This is a genomic window from Mesorhizobium sp. M1428 (assembly GCF_040317515.1).
Classification (GTDB): Bacteria; Pseudomonadota; Alphaproteobacteria; order Rhizobiales; family Rhizobiaceae; genus Mesorhizobium.
In genome coordinates this window covers 175,671-190,984 of the sequence record NZ_JAMYKT010000009.1, presented here as the reverse complement: position 1 = coordinate 190,984, position 15,314 = coordinate 175,671, and the positions used below count along the sequence as shown (strand labels likewise).

Below are 15,314 nucleotides of genomic sequence, written 5' to 3'. Positions count from 1 at the left end.
AGAGGACTCTCCCCGGCTTGCGCCGGGGAGATCATTCACATCGACGGGCGCTTACTTGGCGTCTTCGATCGCGCTGACCAGTTGGGTCACGGCCTCGTCCGAGGTCTTGATCTGGCCGTGGACGAATTTCGAGACGACATCCTTGTAGGCGTTGGCAACCGCCGGAGGCGCGCCATAGCCCTGCGCCAGCGAACCGAACAGCGTGCCGCCTTCATTGGCGGCCTTCAGGTCGGCCATGCCCTTCTTGCCGCAAGCGTCGAAATCGGTGTCCGGCACGTCGGTGCGGGCCGGAACAGAGCCCTTGACGACGTTGAAGGCCGACTGGAAGCTCTTCGACAGCGTGGCGGTGGCCAGGGCGATCTGGGCGGCCTTGCGGTCCTCCGGAACGTTGAACATGCCGAACATGTCGGAGTTGTAGACGACGCTGCCGTCGGTGCCCGGGAAGCGGTAGCACAGGAAGTCGGTGCCCGGGACCTTCTTGGCGGCGTTGAATTCGCCCTTGGCCCAGTCACCCATCACCTGCACCAGCGCATCGCCCTTGATGACCATGGCGGTGGCGAGGTTCCAGTCCCGGCCCGAGAAGTTCGGGTCGACATAGGTGACGAGCTTGGCGAGGTTGTCGAACGACTTCTTCATCGTATCGGACTTCAGCGACTCCTCGTCGAGGTCGTTGAAGGCCTTCTTGTAGAACTCGGGCCCGCCGGTCGACAGCACGACCGAGTCGAACATGGTGGCTTCCTGCCAGTTCTGGCCGCCCAGCGCCAGCGGGATGACGCCCGCCGCCTTGGCCTTGTCGAGCAGCGCGATGAAGTCGTCGAAGGTCTTGGGCTCGGTGCCGCCGATCTTGTCCATCACCGCCTTGTTGATCCACAGCCAGTTGACCGAGTGGACGTTGACAGGGGCCGCGACCCACTTGCCGTCATAGACTGCAAATTTCTGCAAGGCCGTTGGAACGGACTTGTCCCAGCCTTCCTTCTTCGCCGTCTCGGTCAGGTCGCCCATGACGCCGGCGGCGGCATAGTCGAGCACGGTGTAGCCGAGCATCTGCGAGGCGGTCGGGTAGTTGCCCGCTGCCACCATCGCCTTCAGCGCGGTCATGGCGGCGTCGCCGCCGCCGCCGGCCACCGGCACGTCCTTCCAGGCAAAGCCTTCCTTGGCCAGATCCTGCTTGAGCACGTTCAGCGCGGCAGCTTCGCCGCCCGACGTCCACCAATGCAGCATCTGGACTTCCTTGACGTCCTCGGCATGGGCCGCGAACGCAACGCCCGATGCGAGAGCCGTCCCGATTAGCAGTTTGCGCAACATGTACTTCCTCCCTTGTTGAACTTACACGACCGGCGGATGCCCACCGGGTTCTTCCCAACTCAGCCGACCCACCATCCGGTGCGCTGGCCGCGATGAAACTGGATTGTCTTTTCTTCTGTATAATCCTCGACGGCGCGCTTGCCGAGTTCGCGTCCGAGACCGGACTGCTTGTAGCCGCCGAAAGGCAGTTCGGGGTAACCCTCCATGAACGTGTTCACCCAAACGGTTCCCGAACGAACATTCCGCGCCACCGACATGCAGGTATCAATACTGGCGCTCCACACGCCCGCCGACAGACCATAGGGCGTGTTGTTGGCGATGTGCAACGCCCTTTCAATCGATCCAAAAGTCAGCACCGAGAGCACCGGACCGAACACTTCCTCGCGCGCAATGGCCATGTCTTCGGTGACGTCGCCAACGATGGTCGGATCAAGATACTGGCCGCCGCTCGAAGCAAGCTGCTTGCCGCCGCAATAGATCCGGCTGCCGTCGTTTTCCGCGGCCGTCACGTAGCCGGTGACCTTGGCCACATGGTCGGCGGAGATCATCGCGCCGACCTTGGTGCGGTCGTCGAGCGGGTCGCCAACAATCACCTTGGCGGTGAGTGCTTTGACGGCGCCGAGGAACTCGTCGGCGATCGCCTCATGAACGATCAGCCGGCTGCCGGCATTGCAGCACTCGCCGGCATTGAAGAAGCCACCGAATACCGCCGCGTCGGCGGCCGCCTCAAGGTCGGCATCGGGAAAGACGATCTGGCCGTTCTTGCCGCCGAGCTCCATCGAGACTTTCTTCAGCGAGTTGGCGGCAGACGCCATGGTCATCCTGCCGACGCGGGTGGAGCCGGTGAACGACACCATCTCGACCAGCGGATGGCTGACCATCGGTGCGCCGACATCAGCGCCCAACCCGGCAAGGATGTTGACGACGCCGTCCGGCAGGCCGGCCTGCATCAGGATCTCGCCGAGTACGAAAGTCGAGGCCGAGGTCATCTCGCTCGGCTTGACCACCGCCGTGCAGCCGGCGGCGAGCGCGAAGGGCAGTTTCTGGCTGACGATAAGGAACGGAAAATTCCATGGCGTGATGATCGAGACGACGCCGATCGGTTCGCGCAGCACGACACCGAGCATGGCGTCGCCGAGATTGGCGTAGCTTTCGCCGTGAAGCGTGCGGGCGAGTGCGGCGGCATAGCGCCAGATATCGACGGCGCCGCCGATCTCGCCGCGCGCCTGGGCAATCGGCTTGCCGGATTCCAGTGCGTCGAGCCGGGCAATCTCGTCCAGCCGCGCCTCGATCAGGTCAGCCGCCTTGAGCAGGATCGTGGCGCGTTCGGCTGCCTTCATGCGCGGCCACGGGCCGGTCTCGAAGGCCTTGTGCGCGGCCTGTACTGCCGCCTCTACATCCGCCGCGCCGGCCTGTGCATAGCGCGAGACGGTGAAGCCGTGGCCGGGGCTGCTGCGCTCCAGTGTGCGGCCGTCCTGGGCATCGACGAACTTGCCGGCGATCAGCAGCCGATAGCTTTTCGGCGCTGCGGCTGCCTCGGCGGGCATGGCGATGTTGAGAGGCGCGTTCATGTGAGTTTCAGGTTCCTAAGATCTTGAGAACGCCGGTTTCTGCTTGGCTTTGAAAGCCTTGATGCCGGCCCTGAGATCGCTTGTCAGCGCGATGAAGCCGCTGGCCAGCGCTTCGGTCGCGGCAGCACTCTCTTCGCCCTCGGCGATGGCAATCATCAGCTTGGCGGCTTCGGTCGCGAGCGGCCCGCGCTCGGCGATCTTGCCGGCCCAGGCCTTGGCTTCGGCGAACGCCTTGCCGGTCTCGACCACCCGGTCGACAATCCCCAGAGCAAGAGCCTCGGCCGCCAGAAACACCTCGCCGCCGAGCGCCATCCGCCGCACCGCCTGCGCACCGAAGCGGCGCACGGCGCGCTGTGTGCCGGACCAGCCGGGAACGACACCGATCGAGGTCTCGGGGAAACCCAGCTTCACCTGTGTTTCCGCCACGCGAAAGTCGCAAGCCGCCGCCAGTTCCAGCCCACCGCCCAGCGCATGGCCGGCAAGAATGGCGATCGTCGGCTGCGGCAGCCGCGCCAGCCGATCAAAGACGCGGTGGCCGTAGCGAACCCATTGCACCTGGAAATCGGCGGCGCTCATTTCCGCCCACGCCTCGACGTCGCCGCCGGCGCAAAAGCCCTTGCCTTCGCCACAGACCAGCACGACGCGGACGCTGTCCGCCGCCTCGGCTTCGTCGAGTGCTGCTTCCAGCGCCCGCAGCATTGGGACGTCGAGGGCGTTGAATTTCTCCGGCCGGCGCAGCGTGACAAGGCCGATGGCGCCGTCGGTGTCAAAGGTGACGAGGGGCTCAGCCATGGGCGCCTCCAAGCGAGGCGCCACCGTTGAGCGACAGGCCGATCGGCCGGTCCCGGTAGAGCGCATCCGGCGTCACTTTGAGATCGTTGGCTACGGCGAGCGGGATCTCGGCCTGCGCCAGCACATCGCGCTCGAGGTCGATGCCCGGCGCCAGCTCGGTCACCATCAGCCCTGCTGGCGTCAGCTTCATCACGCAGCGCTCGGTGACATAAGTGATGTCCTGTCCCTGCGCGACGGCACGCTTGCCCGAGAAGGAGATATGCTCGACCTCGCCGACGACTTTCTTGACCTTGCCCTCCTGGTCGATGCGGATGCCGCCATCAGCAAGCGACAGCTTGGCGCCGGCATTGAAGAAACCGGAAAAGACGATCTTCTTCGCCCGCGCGGTGATGTCGACGAAGCCGCCGGCGCCGGCTGTGACGTGGGGCCGCGCTGAGAGCCTGGACACATTGACAGAGCCGTGGCGGTCGATCTGCAGGAAGGACAGCAGCGAGGCGTCGAAGCCGCCAGCCTGGAAATAGATGAACTGGTGCGGCGAGGGCATGAAGGCGTCGGCGTTCGACGAGCAGCCGAACTTGAAGTCGAGCAGCGGCACGCCGCCGACCGCGCCCTGTTCGATGACCCAGGTGACCTTGCCGTGCTGACCTTCCTCGAGCAGGATGCGCGGCACATTGGCCGAGATGCCGAAGCCGATATTGACCGCCATGCCGTCGGCAAGCTCCATGGCGACGCGGCGCGCAATGACCTTCTGGACGTTCATCTCGGCGTTGCGGAAACTCGACAGCGGCCGGAAGATCTCGCCGGAGATGGCCGGATCGTAAGGCGTCAGCGTCGTCTGCAACTGGTCGGGCGCCACGACGATATGGTCGACCAGCACGCCGGGCACGCGCACGTCGTGCGGCTTCAGCGTGCCGTTCTCGACGACGCGCTTGACCTGCGCGATGACGATGCCGCCATTGTTGCGGGCGGCCAGCGCCTGTTCGAGGCCGCCGAGATAGGCACCCTCATGCTCATAGGTAAGGTTGCCGCGCTCGTCCGCGGTGGTGGCGCGGATGATCGCGACCTGCGGCACGATCGAGCGGAAATAGAGCCATTCCTCGCCGTCGAACTGCTGCACCGAAACGATCGGCTCGCTGGCGGCCGCGTTCATGGCGCAACCCTGATGGCGCGGGTCGGCAAAGGTATCGAGCCCGACCTTGGTCAGCACGCCGGGACGCTTGGCGGCGGCCTCGCGATGCATGTCGAACAGGATGCCGGACGGCACGTTGTAGGCGGCGACCGAATTGTCGCCGATCATCTTCCAGATCTGCGGTGGCTCGGAAGATGACGGGCCGGAGGGATACGAACCGCACAAAGTGCGCTTCAACAGGCCGGGCTTGGCTAAGTGATCGATGCCCTTGATGCCGTACATGTCACCAGCGGCGATCGGGTGCAGCGTCGTTATGTCCCTGGGATGGCCTTCGGCATCGAAGCGCTCGCCGATGGCGGCCAGCACCGCGTCCGGACAGCCGAGGCCGCTCGACGATGACACGGAAACGACCATGCCATCCCTGATCAGGCCGGCAGCCTCAGCCGCTGAAACGAGCTTGCTCACGCGGCGCTCCCGAGCTTCGGGTCGATGGTAACGGCGTTGCCGGACCTGGCCGATTGCAATGCCGCCTCGGCTGCGGTCAGTGACCAGACGCCGTCCTCGCCGGTGGCGGAAGGCTGGCCGTCGCCACGGATCGCCGCGTGGAATTGGCGCAGCGAACGGGCATAGAGGTCCTCGCGGTCGAAGCTCAATTCCTCCTCGCCCTTTGCCGTTCGAAGCAACACCGAGCCAAGCGGCTTCTGCGTCATCACATCCTTGCCGATCAGCGAGCCTTCGCTGCCATGCACCTCGAAGCCGGTGCCGGCGAATTTTGTCGTGAAGCCCTCATGCGACTGGGCAATCACCCCCGATCCGAAGCGCCAGAGACACATGGCGCCGTCTTCCAGCTCGCCGGCCGCCATGCCGGCCGATTGCGTGAAGGCCGAGATCTCGACCGGATCGTCGCCGAGGACGAAGCGCAGCGTATCGGCATCGTGGACGGTGATGTCGAGCACCACGCCGCCGCCGGCGTCCGGCCTGGTGATGCGCCAGCCCTGCAGGTTTTCCGGCAGATAGACGGAGTGGAAGACGCGCGCAGCGATCGGCCTGCCGATGCGGCCGGCAGCGATCGCTTCGCGCATCGCGCGGTGCGAGCCCGCATTGCGCAGATGGTGATTGGTGCCGAGCACGACGCCGGCGGCCCTGGCCGCGGCGACCATCTCGCGGGCGTCGGCGCTGGTCAGCGCCAGCGGCTTTTCGCACAGCACATGCTTTCCCGCCTCGATGGCGGCGAGTGCCTGTTCGAGATGCAATTCGTTGGTGGTCGAGATGTAGACGGCGTCGATATCGGAGCCGAGCAATTCATCAAGCGTCGCGACCGCCGCCGGAATGCGGTTTTCGCAGGCATAGGCGGTGGCGCGCTCCGGGCTGGAGCTCATCACCGCGGCGATCTCGCCGTCCTTCTGCGCGCGGATGGCGCCGATCATGAACTGTCTTGCGATCGTGCTGGCGCCGATCAGCCCCCAACTGACGGTCATGCCGCGTCCCCCATTCCTGCGCAGCCATGCTCCTTGCGATCGGGGCCGCAGCTTTCCCTGACCACCAGGTTGACGGCACCGATATGATCCTCGGCGCGCGTGGTGCGCGACTGGATCATCTTCAGCACGACGTGGGCGGCGCGCTCGCCGAGTCCGGCGGTGTTCACCGCGACACTGGTGAGCGCCGGCATGTAGTGCTCGGCCTCGGCCACGTCGTCGAAGCCGACGACGGCAAAGTCCGCGCCTGGCTCCAGGCCGCGCTTGCGCAGCGCCAGCAAGACGCCGAAGGCGACCGCATCGTTGAAGCAAAGAGCCGCGGTCGGCGGCGCGGCCATGGCAAGCGCGGTTTCCAGGCAGGCAATGCCGCCCTTGCGGCTGGTTTCGCCCTCGAAGACCAGCCTGTCGGCTGGCGCGATGCCGAGCGCTTCACAGGCCTCGCGAAAGCCGCCCAGCCGCTCGTGATAGACGACAAGATCGGATGAGCCGCCGAAGAAGGCCACCCGGCGATGGCCCTTGCCGATCAGATGGGCGGTGGCGAGATAGGCGCCGCGATGATTGTCGGGCGTGATCACCGGGATGCGGCTTTCGGGAAGCCGGCGCATGACGAAGACGACCGGAACGCCTGCGGTCTCAAGGCGACGGAACGCGCCGGGCGTGGTGCCGCGCGCTGGCGACACGACGAGCCCGGCGACACCCTGCTCCATCAGCGATTTCAAAACCTCTTCCTGGCGCACCGGGTTTTCAGCGGTATTGGCGATGAAAGGCACGACGCCGGCCGACTGGAAGACGCGCTCCATGCCGACCGCCAGTTCGGCGAAAAACGGATTGGTGAGATCGTTGATGACCATGCCGATGACGTTGGAATGGGCCTTGCGCAGATTGGCAGCGCCGCGGTTGTAGACATAGCCGACATCCTCGATCGCCTTGCGCACCTTGAGCGCGGTTTCGGGCCGGATCAGCCCGCTGCCTTGCAGCACCAGCGATACAGTCGATTTGGACACGCCCGCCTCACGGGCGATGTCGAGTATCGTTGCCTTGGCCCGGCTGGCCATCCAGATCTGTCCTCCCGATGGTTTCTTATGCGATTTATTGGAACGATCTAATCCCTGCGGCGCATTTGAGTCAATCGGGTTTTTGCGAACCCGGGAAAAATGCGGCTCAGCGGGCGCAATCCTTCGGCAAGTGAGGCTGTCACCTGCTGCGATGCAGCAAATTGAGCTGCACGAAGGCAGGGTGGCAAAGTATCTTGATTTATTGGAACGTTCCATTTATTAGGCGTTGGGAAGGGAGAGAGCCATGGACATCACCTTGCCCGGGGAAGGCGGCGGCCGTGTCCGCTACCGGCTTGTCGGCCAGCCGGTGCAGCCCGTGGCCGGCGCGCGGTTTTCGCGTATCGCCTACGCCGCCGCCCATGTCGTTGCCGATCCCCTCGCCATGACCGATCCGTGGTCGAGGCCGGCGGTCGACTGGGACAGGACAATGGCGTTTCGCCGTCACCTTTGGCGGCTCGGCTTCCGTGTCGCCGAGGCGATGGACACCTCTCAGCGCGGCATGGGTTTCGATTGGGCAAACGCCAGGGAATTGATCCGCCGCTCCATTATCGAGGCGCGGAGCGTCGAGGGCGCCGATCTTGCATCGGGCGCCGGCACCGACCATCTGGCGCCGGGGGCCGCCAGCACGCTCGACGATGTAATCGCGGCCTATGAAGAGCAACTCGGCTTCATCGAAGGGCTTGGCGGCAAGGCGATCATGATGGCCAGCCGGGCGCTGGCGGCGATCGCCAAAGGCCCCGACGATTATGTCAGCGTCTACGACCGCATCCTGTCCCAGGCCTCCGGCAAGGTCATCCTGCACTGGCTGGGCGACATGTTCGACCCGGCGCTGAAAGGCTACTGGGGCAGCAGTGATTTCGAAACCGCCCTCGAGACGGTGGTCGCGATCATCGAACGCCATGCCGGCAAGGTCGAGGGCATAAAGATATCGTTGCTCGATGCCGGCAAGGAGATTGCCCTCAGGGACCGCCTGCCCGAGGGCGTGGTGATGTTCACCGGCGACGACTTCAACTACCCCGAGCTGATCGCCGGCGACGGCGACAGACATTCGCATGCGCTGCTCGGCATTTTCGATGCCATCGCGCCGGTCGCCAATGCGGCGCTGGCAAAGCTGGCCGACGACGACCGCGCCGGCTATGACACGCTGATGGCCCCGACAGTGCCGCTGTCGCGCAAGATCTTCGAGGCGCCGACCGAATACTACAAGGCCGGCATCGTCTTCATGGCATGGCTGAACGGCCATCAGGAGCATTTTTCGATGATCGGCGGCATGCAATCGGCGCGCGGCATCCGTCACTATGCCGATGTCTTTCGCCTTGCCGACCAGGCAGGATTGCTGGCCGAGCCGGAGCTTGCCATTGCCAGAATGACAAGCCTCTGCGCGGTAGCGGGCGTCTGATCGCAAACGCTGCGGCGTCCGATCCAAGCCCAGGTTCGGTAGCTTTGCGATTTGCCTTGTCTGGGCAAATCTGTATGCGGTATGCGTCCAACAGAGAAGCCGATCCGGCGCTCGGCCGGCCAACCGGCAAAGCTGCCGTTCCGCATTGGGGTAAGCTGATGACCTTCGACCTTCAGGGCAAGCGCGTTTTCGTGGCCGGACATCGCGGCATGGTCGGCTCGGCAATCCTGCGCAGATTGGCCGACGAGGATTGCGAGGTCCTGACCGCCTCGCGCGCCGAGCTCGATCTTCTCGACCAAGCCGGCGTGCGCCGCTGGATGGCCGACCGCAAGCCGGATGCAGTGGTGATGGCGGCGGCCAAGGTCGGCGGTATCCTGGCCAACAACAGGCTTCCCGTCGATTTTCTGCAGGACAACCTCGTCATGCAGAACAATGTCATCGACAGCGCCTTCCGCAATGAGGTGCAGAAGCTGCTGTTTCTCGGTTCATCCTGCATCTATCCCAAATTCGCGGCGCAGCCGATCTCCGAAGACGCCTTGCTGACCGGGCCGCTCGAACCCACCAACGAATGGTATGCGATCGCCAAGATCGCCGGACTGAAACTGTGCCAAGCCTATCGGCGCCAGTACGGCGTCGACTACATCTCGGCGATGCCGACCAATCTCTACGGTCCGGGCGACAATTTCGACCTCAATTCAAGCCATGTCGTGCCCGCCCTGATGCGCAAGGCGCACGAGGCCAGGCGCGCCGGCCGCAAGAGCCTGGAGGTGTGGGGATCGGGCACGCCGATGCGCGAATTCCTGCATGTCGACGACGCCGCCGACGCGCTGGTCTGGCTGCTGAAGAATTATTCGGGCGACAGCCACATCAATGTCGGCTCTGGGGAAGACATCACGATTGCCGACCTTGCCCGCACCATCGTGTCGGTCGCCGGCGCCGATGCGACGATCACATTCGATGCGACGAAGCCGGACGGCACGCCGCGCAAGCTGATGGACGTATCGCGCCTGTTCGCCACCGGCTGGCGCCCACGCTATTCGCTGCGCAGCGGCTTGGAACAGACCTATGCCTGGTTTCTGGAGCACGTCGAGACCGGCGATCTGCGCCTCGGCGCGGCCTGAGGCTGGTATTGGCCGGGAACGTCAGTCGACGAAAAAATACCGACGGCCAATTGAGGATTATCTGGATGGTGGGCGTGACAGGGATTGAACCTGTGACCCCTGCAATGTCAATGCAGTGCTCTCCCGCTGAGCTACACGCCCATCCGAAGCCGCGCATACACCATTTTTGGTTCGGCACGTCAATAGCGGGAAAAGGGAAAGAATGGCTGGCTTGTCTCTTTGTTTTGACGCAATTCCGGACGGAAAACCGCCTCACACTTTTCCTGGAATTGCTCTAGTCGATCAAGACGCGACAAAAAGCGCGTCAGGCGGCCTGCAGCATCTTTTCGACTTCGTTGACGAGGTCGCGCAGGTGGAACGGCTTCGATAGCACCTTGGCATCTTTCGGCGCCTTGGAATCAGGGTTCAGCGCGACGGCGGCGAAGCCGGTGATGAACATCACCTTGAGGTCGGGATCGATCTCGGTGGCGCGGCGGGCGAGCTCGATGCCATCCATCTCGGGCATGACGATGTCGGTCAAAAGCAGCGAAAAAGGTTCCTCGCGCAGCCGCTCATAGGCACTGGCGCCATTGTCGAAATCGCTGACCTGATAACCGGCGCGCTCCAGCGCCTTGACGAGGAACCGGCGCATGTCGTCGTCGTCTTCCGCCAGCAGAATGCGTGCCATCTTGTCCCGTCCGAATCACCCAACCGACAATGCCGTGCGGCAAGCCCGTTAACCATGCTGTATATGAGGAGGTGACGGTAAACATCAAGTGAACGTTGGCGGCACAATCCTGATTTGGCTGGCACTTCGGCGGCTGGACATGCGGGCGGCGAGGTGGCACTTTCCTATCATGATGCATTGGTATTTCCGGGTTCCTTCAAATTGAAAACGGCAGCCGAGGATTTTTCGGTCGTTCCACCCTTCGAAATCCGATCGGGCGCAGAACAGCGCGTTCCCTTCCTCTTCAACTCGCCGCATAGCGGCCGCTACTATCCGGACCGGTTCATGGCGATGGCCAAGCTGGACCGCAACGCCATCCGCCGCTCCGAGGACTGCTATGTCGAGGAATTGTTCGGCGGTGCCGTCGCGCTCGGGGCGCCGATGCTGGCGGCAAACTTCCCGCGCGCCTATCTCGACGTCAACCGGGAGCCGTGGGAACTCGACCCGCGCATGTTCGCCGAACCGGTGCCGTCATTCTGCAACATCCGCTCGGCGCGGGTGGCCGGCGGGCTAGGCACCGTGCCCAAGCTGGTCGGCGAGGGGCTCGACATCTATTCCGGCCGCTTGCCGCTGGCGGAAGCCGTGGCGCGCATCGAAGCGGTCTACAAGCCCTATCACGAGACGCTGAAACGGCTTTTGACCAGAACCCATGCGCGCTTCGGCTACGCCGTGCTGATTGATTGCCACTCGATGCCGGCAAGCATAAGGGTCGGCGACAGCGGATTGCGTCCGGATTTCATCGTCGGCGATCGGTTCGGCATTTCCGCCGCGGCGGCGTTGACCGAGACGGCGATCGGCCTGCTCACCGGCATGGGCTACAGCGTCGCCCACAACAAGCCCTATGCCGGAGGCTTCATTACCGAGCACTATGGCCGCCCGGTGCGCCATCTGCATGCGTTGCAGATCGAGGTCAATCGCGGGCTCTACATGAATGAGCGGACGTTCCAGAAATCGGCCGGTTTCGATGCGCTGGCCGACGATCTGGCGCGGTTTTCGGCCGAGCTGATGGCAATGCCGGATCATCATTTCGTCGATCTGCCGTTGGCTGCCGAATAGCGCCGGAATCGCGGCATTCGCCGCTCATGCGGCAGCGTAAAAAAAGACCGCATCGTTTGCACGACACGGTCGAAGTCTAGGGAGGAAACGCCCAAGGAGGGCATGGACAGGAACCCCTGTCCGAGAACAAACGTATTGTGCGCTGCACAAATGTCAAGGCGCGTTCCGGCTTTTTTAATTCACTGTGAAGTGGAAATTGCATTTCCGTGATGACTGCGTTGCATTTGAGCAACAGTTGGCATCGTGTGAAAGGCTCTGAACGCCCTTGTTTCGGCATAAAAACCCTTGTTTCGGCATAAAACCGTAGGCAAACGGGCATCTCAGACATGCTGGAGCGGGAGAATCAGTTGGACGTCAGCATCGAGTTCATACGGCGCATCGCGCGGGCCGCTGCAGCCGAGACCTTGCCGCGCTTCCGCAATCAGGGCGCGGTCGCCAACAAGGAGCACGGCAGCTTCGACCCGGTCACCGAAGCCGACCGTGAGGCCGAGCGCGCCATCCGGGCGCTCATCAACGCGCAATACCCCGATCACGGAATTCTCGGCGAGGAACATGGCAGTGAAAACATCTCCAGCCGGCATGTCTGGGTGATCGATCCGATCGATGGCACACGCGCCTTTATTTCCGGCCTGCCGGTATGGGGCACGCTGGTCGGACTGACGGTCGACGGCGATGCCGTCGCCGGCATGATGTCGCAGCCCTTCACCGGCGAACTGTTCTACGCCAATGCCTCCGGCTCGCATTATGAAGGTCCGGGTGGCCCGCGAAAACTCACGACGCGCAAGACGACGAATCTCGCCGAGGCGACGCTGTTCACCACCACGCCGGCGCTGTTCAAGGGCGACGCGCGTCTGCGCTATGACCTGTTCGAGAAACAGGTCCAGCTCGCCCGCTACGGCACCGACTGCTACGCCTTCGCCATGGTGGCGGCGGGCAGCGTCGATATCGTCGCCGATCCCGGGTTGAAGCCCTACGACATCGTCGCACTGATCCCGATCATCGAGAAGGCGGGCGGCGTTGTCACCACCTTCGAAGGCGGGCCGGCGGAAAACGGCGGCGACATCCTGGCGGCGGCGACACCGGAGCTGCACGCAGCAGCAATGGCGGCGCTGCGCGGCTGAGATTGGGCATTGCTGCCCAGGCGAGATCGTTGCCATACCTCCTGACAGGATGATGTCAGGCGGCATGCGCTATGAAACGCTGTCAGCCGGGGAGGACCATAGATGCCGACGCAGCCAGCAGCCAGCCATTCCGATGCTCCGGCGGAGGGGCGGAGCGATTTCGATTTCTTCTTCGGGCGCTGGACCGTCGGCCATCGAAGATTGCAGAAGCGGCTGCAGGGCGACAGCAACTGGGATGTGTTTGGCGGCACGTGCGACGTGCGGCCGATCCTTGGCGGCCTCGGCAATGTCGACGACAATTGGATTGAATTGCCCGACGGGCCCTATCGCGCCGCCACCCTGCGGACCTTCGACCCGGCGGCGAGGCAATGGTCGATCTGGTGGATCGACGGCCGCAATCCGTCGACCATCGATGTTCCGATGCGCGGCACTTTCGTGTCGGGCGTCGGCACGTTCCTGTGCGAAGACGTGTTCGACGGCCGGCCGATCCAGGTCCGCTTCCTGTGGTCGCGGATCACGGACAGGTCGGCACGCTGGGAGCAGGCCTTTTCGCCGGACGGCGGCAAGACATGGGAGACCAACTGGATCATGGATTTCGCCCGCATGAGCTGAAGCCGGACAAGGTATGTGGCTCAGACGTCACCGGTTCCGGGGATGAAGGCGTCAAATGCGGCAAGCAGCTGCTCGCGATAGAGGTCGGCTTCCTGGAGGATCTCATGGCGGGCGCCGTCGATCATCAGCAACGAGCCGACACGCAGACGTCTGGCATAGGTTTCGACTGCCCTGGTTGAGACGACCTGATCGGCGCCGGCGGCGATCATCAGCAAGGGAACCTGGATCTTGGCCATGAAATCCGGGTCGCTGATGATCAAGGACGCCTCCGCGGCCGCCTTCAGCCAGCGGATCGTCGGCCCGCCGAGCGCAAGCTGCGGATAGGTTTCGTAGATCAGCGTGTTGCGCCGATAGCGCGCCGGGTCGCTGGTCAGCTTGTTTATGGCGAAAGGCACTGTTTCCTTCGGCCGCGGACCCCATGCGGCATAGAGCCGGCCAAGGCCGAGCAGACAGAACAGCGAACAGATGCGGCGAACGGTTTTTATCGAAACCGGCAGGTCGGGCACGGTGAAGAACGGCGCGATCAGCACCATGCGGCGCACGCGGTTCGCCATTGAGGGCGCAGCGAGCAGCGCAATCACCGCCCCGGCCGAATGGGCCAATATGTAGTAGGGTCCCCGGCAATCGGGCAGGACGATCTCCTCGAAGAACTGCTCCAGATCGCCGGTATAGTCGAAGAAGCTCCTGACGTAGCCGCGCTGGCGGTCGCCGATCAGCCGGTCGGAAGCGCCCTGGCCGCGCCAGTCGAGGGTTGCCACGCCGAAGCCCCGGTCGGCAAGGTTGCGAATGGTCTCGAAATACTTCTCGATGCACTCGTTGCGGCCGGTCAGGACGACCACGGTGCCCTTCATCGGACGGCTAACCGCGGCAAACAGCCCATAGCGGATCTTGCTGCCGTCGCGCGTGGTGAAGAAGCCGCCGGCTGCGTTTTCCGGCAGGGGATTGCCTGGAGTTTCATGGAAGAGGGGGGTCTGGTGGAAGAGATCGGTCATACGGTGTTTGGTTTGGGGTCGATGCTGGCATGGGCGCAAGTCAGGCATAAACGCCCATGCGCCAAAAGCAAAGGAATTCGGGACGCCGGGGAATTCGGGACGCCGGGGAGGTCGACCCAAGGCAGCAAACAAGTAAGGCCGGAAGCAGCCTTGGGCATGCTCCCGGCCTCTGTCGACCCGGGAGGAAGGGACGTTACACCCGGTTCGGCCTCGTCGCGTCGCTTAATTCCGGCGACCTGTTCCTGATCTCGAGAACAGTTTTACTGCCGTCTGGCTGAACGCTCGCCGAAGCCGCGGTTCATCTGCCGTTCATCGGCATCGGAACGTGGTCCGGGACCGATGCGGTTCGGATGTGCGAAAATCTTGAAATGCCTTCGCCGGCTTCCCAAATTTATCGTGCGGCCGCCAATGTCGGGGCCGCTGGCCCATCCGGAACGCCTTCACGGGTTTCGCACCGGCCATACGCAAACCTTGTTGCTCAACAGGAGAACACACCATGCGTCACGTTGATTTTTCCCCGCTCTACCGTTCGACCGTCGGTTTTGACCGGCTGTTCACGATGCTCGATTCGCTTGCGCAGCCGGAAGGCCAGACCTATCCGCCCTACAACATCGAGCGTACGGGCGAGGATGCCTACCGCATCTCGATGGCTGTGGCCGGCTTCTCGGAAGATGAGATTTCGATCGAAGCCCACCGCAATGTGCTGACCGTCAAGGGTGAGCGCAAGGAGGAAGGCAATGGCGAAGGTTCCGAACTGCTCTATCGCGGTATCGCCAGCCGAGCCTTCGAGCGCCGCTTCCAGCTTGCCGATCACGTCGAGGTCATCGGCGCCGCGCTGAAGAACGGCCTGCTCTTCGTCGACCTCAAGCGCAACATCCCCGAAGAGCTGAAGCCGCGCAAGATCGCGATCACCTCGGCTCCGGCCAAGGCCAAGCAGATCGAGGCCAAGACCGCCGCCTAAGTCAGGCAGCTAACTCCCC

The 15,314-nt window shown here is 63.7% G+C and carries 14 protein-coding genes and 1 tRNA gene; 6 read left to right on the top strand and 9 right to left on the bottom strand.

The window, feature by feature from the left end:
* Positions 1–51: 51 nt before the first annotated feature.
* From NKG60_RS15465 to NKG60_RS15440, 6 genes are read right to left on the bottom strand one after another with little or no spacing between them, the layout of a single operon-like run.
* Positions 52–1,305, bottom strand: a complete 1,254-nt coding sequence (locus NKG60_RS15465) for an ABC transporter substrate-binding protein (protein ID WP_352665540.1) — start codon at positions 1,303–1,305, stop codon at positions 52–54.
* 59 nt (positions 1,306–1,364) lie between these two features.
* Positions 1,365–2,876: an aldehyde dehydrogenase family protein gene (locus NKG60_RS15460; RefSeq protein ID WP_352665538.1), complete on the bottom strand. Its 1,512-nt coding sequence runs from the start codon at positions 2,874–2,876 to the stop codon at positions 1,365–1,367.
* A gap of 15 nt (positions 2,877–2,891) precedes the next feature.
* Positions 2,892–3,668, bottom strand: a complete 777-nt coding sequence (locus tag NKG60_RS15455) for an enoyl-CoA hydratase/isomerase family protein (RefSeq protein ID WP_352867189.1) — start codon at positions 3,666–3,668, stop codon at positions 2,892–2,894.
* The gene (locus NKG60_RS15450; protein WP_352867187.1) at positions 3,661–5,262 is read right to left on the bottom strand and encodes an acyl CoA:acetate/3-ketoacid CoA transferase; all 1,602 of its coding nucleotides are present in this window, start codon (positions 5,260–5,262) and stop codon (positions 3,661–3,663) included. Before NKG60_RS15450 ends, NKG60_RS15455 begins: the two co-directional genes overlap by 8 nt.
* The gene (locus tag NKG60_RS15445; RefSeq protein WP_352975103.1) at positions 5,259–6,275 is read right to left on the bottom strand and encodes a Gfo/Idh/MocA family protein; all 1,017 of its coding nucleotides are present in this window, start codon (positions 6,273–6,275) and stop codon (positions 5,259–5,261) included. Before NKG60_RS15445 ends, NKG60_RS15450 begins: the two co-directional genes overlap by 4 nt.
* On the bottom strand, positions 6,272–7,327 hold the full coding sequence (locus NKG60_RS15440; RefSeq protein ID WP_352975101.1) for a LacI family DNA-binding transcriptional regulator: 1,056 nt from the start codon (positions 7,325–7,327) through the stop codon (positions 6,272–6,274). The genes NKG60_RS15445 and NKG60_RS15440 overlap by 4 nt, the downstream gene beginning before the upstream one ends.
* 244 nt (positions 7,328–7,571) lie before the next feature.
* Between NKG60_RS15440 and NKG60_RS15435 the strand changes: the two genes are divergently transcribed.
* Positions 7,572–8,726: a dihydrodipicolinate synthase family protein gene (locus NKG60_RS15435; protein ID WP_352975100.1), complete on the top strand. Its 1,155-nt coding sequence runs from the start codon at positions 7,572–7,574 to the stop codon at positions 8,724–8,726.
* A gap of 158 nt (positions 8,727–8,884) precedes the next feature.
* Positions 8,885–9,847 carry a GDP-L-fucose synthase gene (gene fcl, locus NKG60_RS15430; protein WP_352665657.1) on the top strand — a complete coding sequence of 321 codons (963 nt, stop codon included), beginning with the start codon at positions 8,885–8,887 and terminating at the stop codon, positions 9,845–9,847.
* A gap of 66 nt (positions 9,848–9,913) precedes the next feature.
* On the opposite strand, the gene NKG60_RS15425 is transcribed toward fcl, so the two are convergent.
* Together NKG60_RS15425 and cpdR are read right to left on the bottom strand one after the other, a co-directional pair.
* Positions 9,914–9,988, bottom strand: a tRNA-Val gene (locus NKG60_RS15425).
* 163 nt (positions 9,989–10,151) lie between these two features.
* Positions 10,152–10,514: a cell cycle two-component system response regulator CpdR gene (gene cpdR / locus NKG60_RS15420; protein WP_006199474.1), complete on the bottom strand. Its 363-nt coding sequence runs from the start codon at positions 10,512–10,514 to the stop codon at positions 10,152–10,154.
* Positions 10,515–10,667: 153 nt separating this feature from the next.
* On the opposite strand from cpdR, the gene NKG60_RS15415 reads away from it, so the two are divergent.
* From NKG60_RS15415 to NKG60_RS15405, 3 genes are all read left to right on the top strand, one after another.
* Positions 10,668–11,609: an N-formylglutamate amidohydrolase gene (locus NKG60_RS15415; protein ID WP_352524634.1), complete on the top strand. Its 942-nt coding sequence runs from the start codon at positions 10,668–10,670 to the stop codon at positions 11,607–11,609.
* A gap of 347 nt (positions 11,610–11,956) precedes the next feature.
* Positions 11,957–12,730, top strand: a complete 774-nt coding sequence (gene hisN / locus NKG60_RS15410) for a histidinol-phosphatase (protein WP_352975099.1) — start codon at positions 11,957–11,959, stop codon at positions 12,728–12,730.
* A 102-nt stretch (positions 12,731–12,832) separates the two neighbouring features.
* On the top strand, positions 12,833–13,342 hold the full coding sequence (locus tag NKG60_RS15405; protein ID WP_352975098.1) for a DUF1579 domain-containing protein: 510 nt from the start codon (positions 12,833–12,835) through the stop codon (positions 13,340–13,342).
* A 20-nt stretch (positions 13,343–13,362) separates the two neighbouring features.
* On the opposite strand, the gene NKG60_RS15400 is transcribed toward NKG60_RS15405, so the two are convergent.
* Complete coding sequence (locus NKG60_RS15400) at positions 13,363–14,334, bottom strand: alpha/beta fold hydrolase (RefSeq protein WP_352975097.1); 972 nt, start codon at positions 14,332–14,334, stop codon at positions 13,363–13,365.
* A gap of 496 nt (positions 14,335–14,830) precedes the next feature.
* Here NKG60_RS15400 and NKG60_RS15395 point away from each other — a divergent pair, with 496 nt between their 5' ends.
* Positions 14,831–15,295 (top strand): Hsp20 family protein, encoded by a 465-nt coding sequence (locus NKG60_RS15395; protein WP_352524628.1) that lies wholly within the window; start codon positions 14,831–14,833, stop codon positions 15,293–15,295.
* Positions 15,296–15,314: the final 19 nt, after the last annotated feature.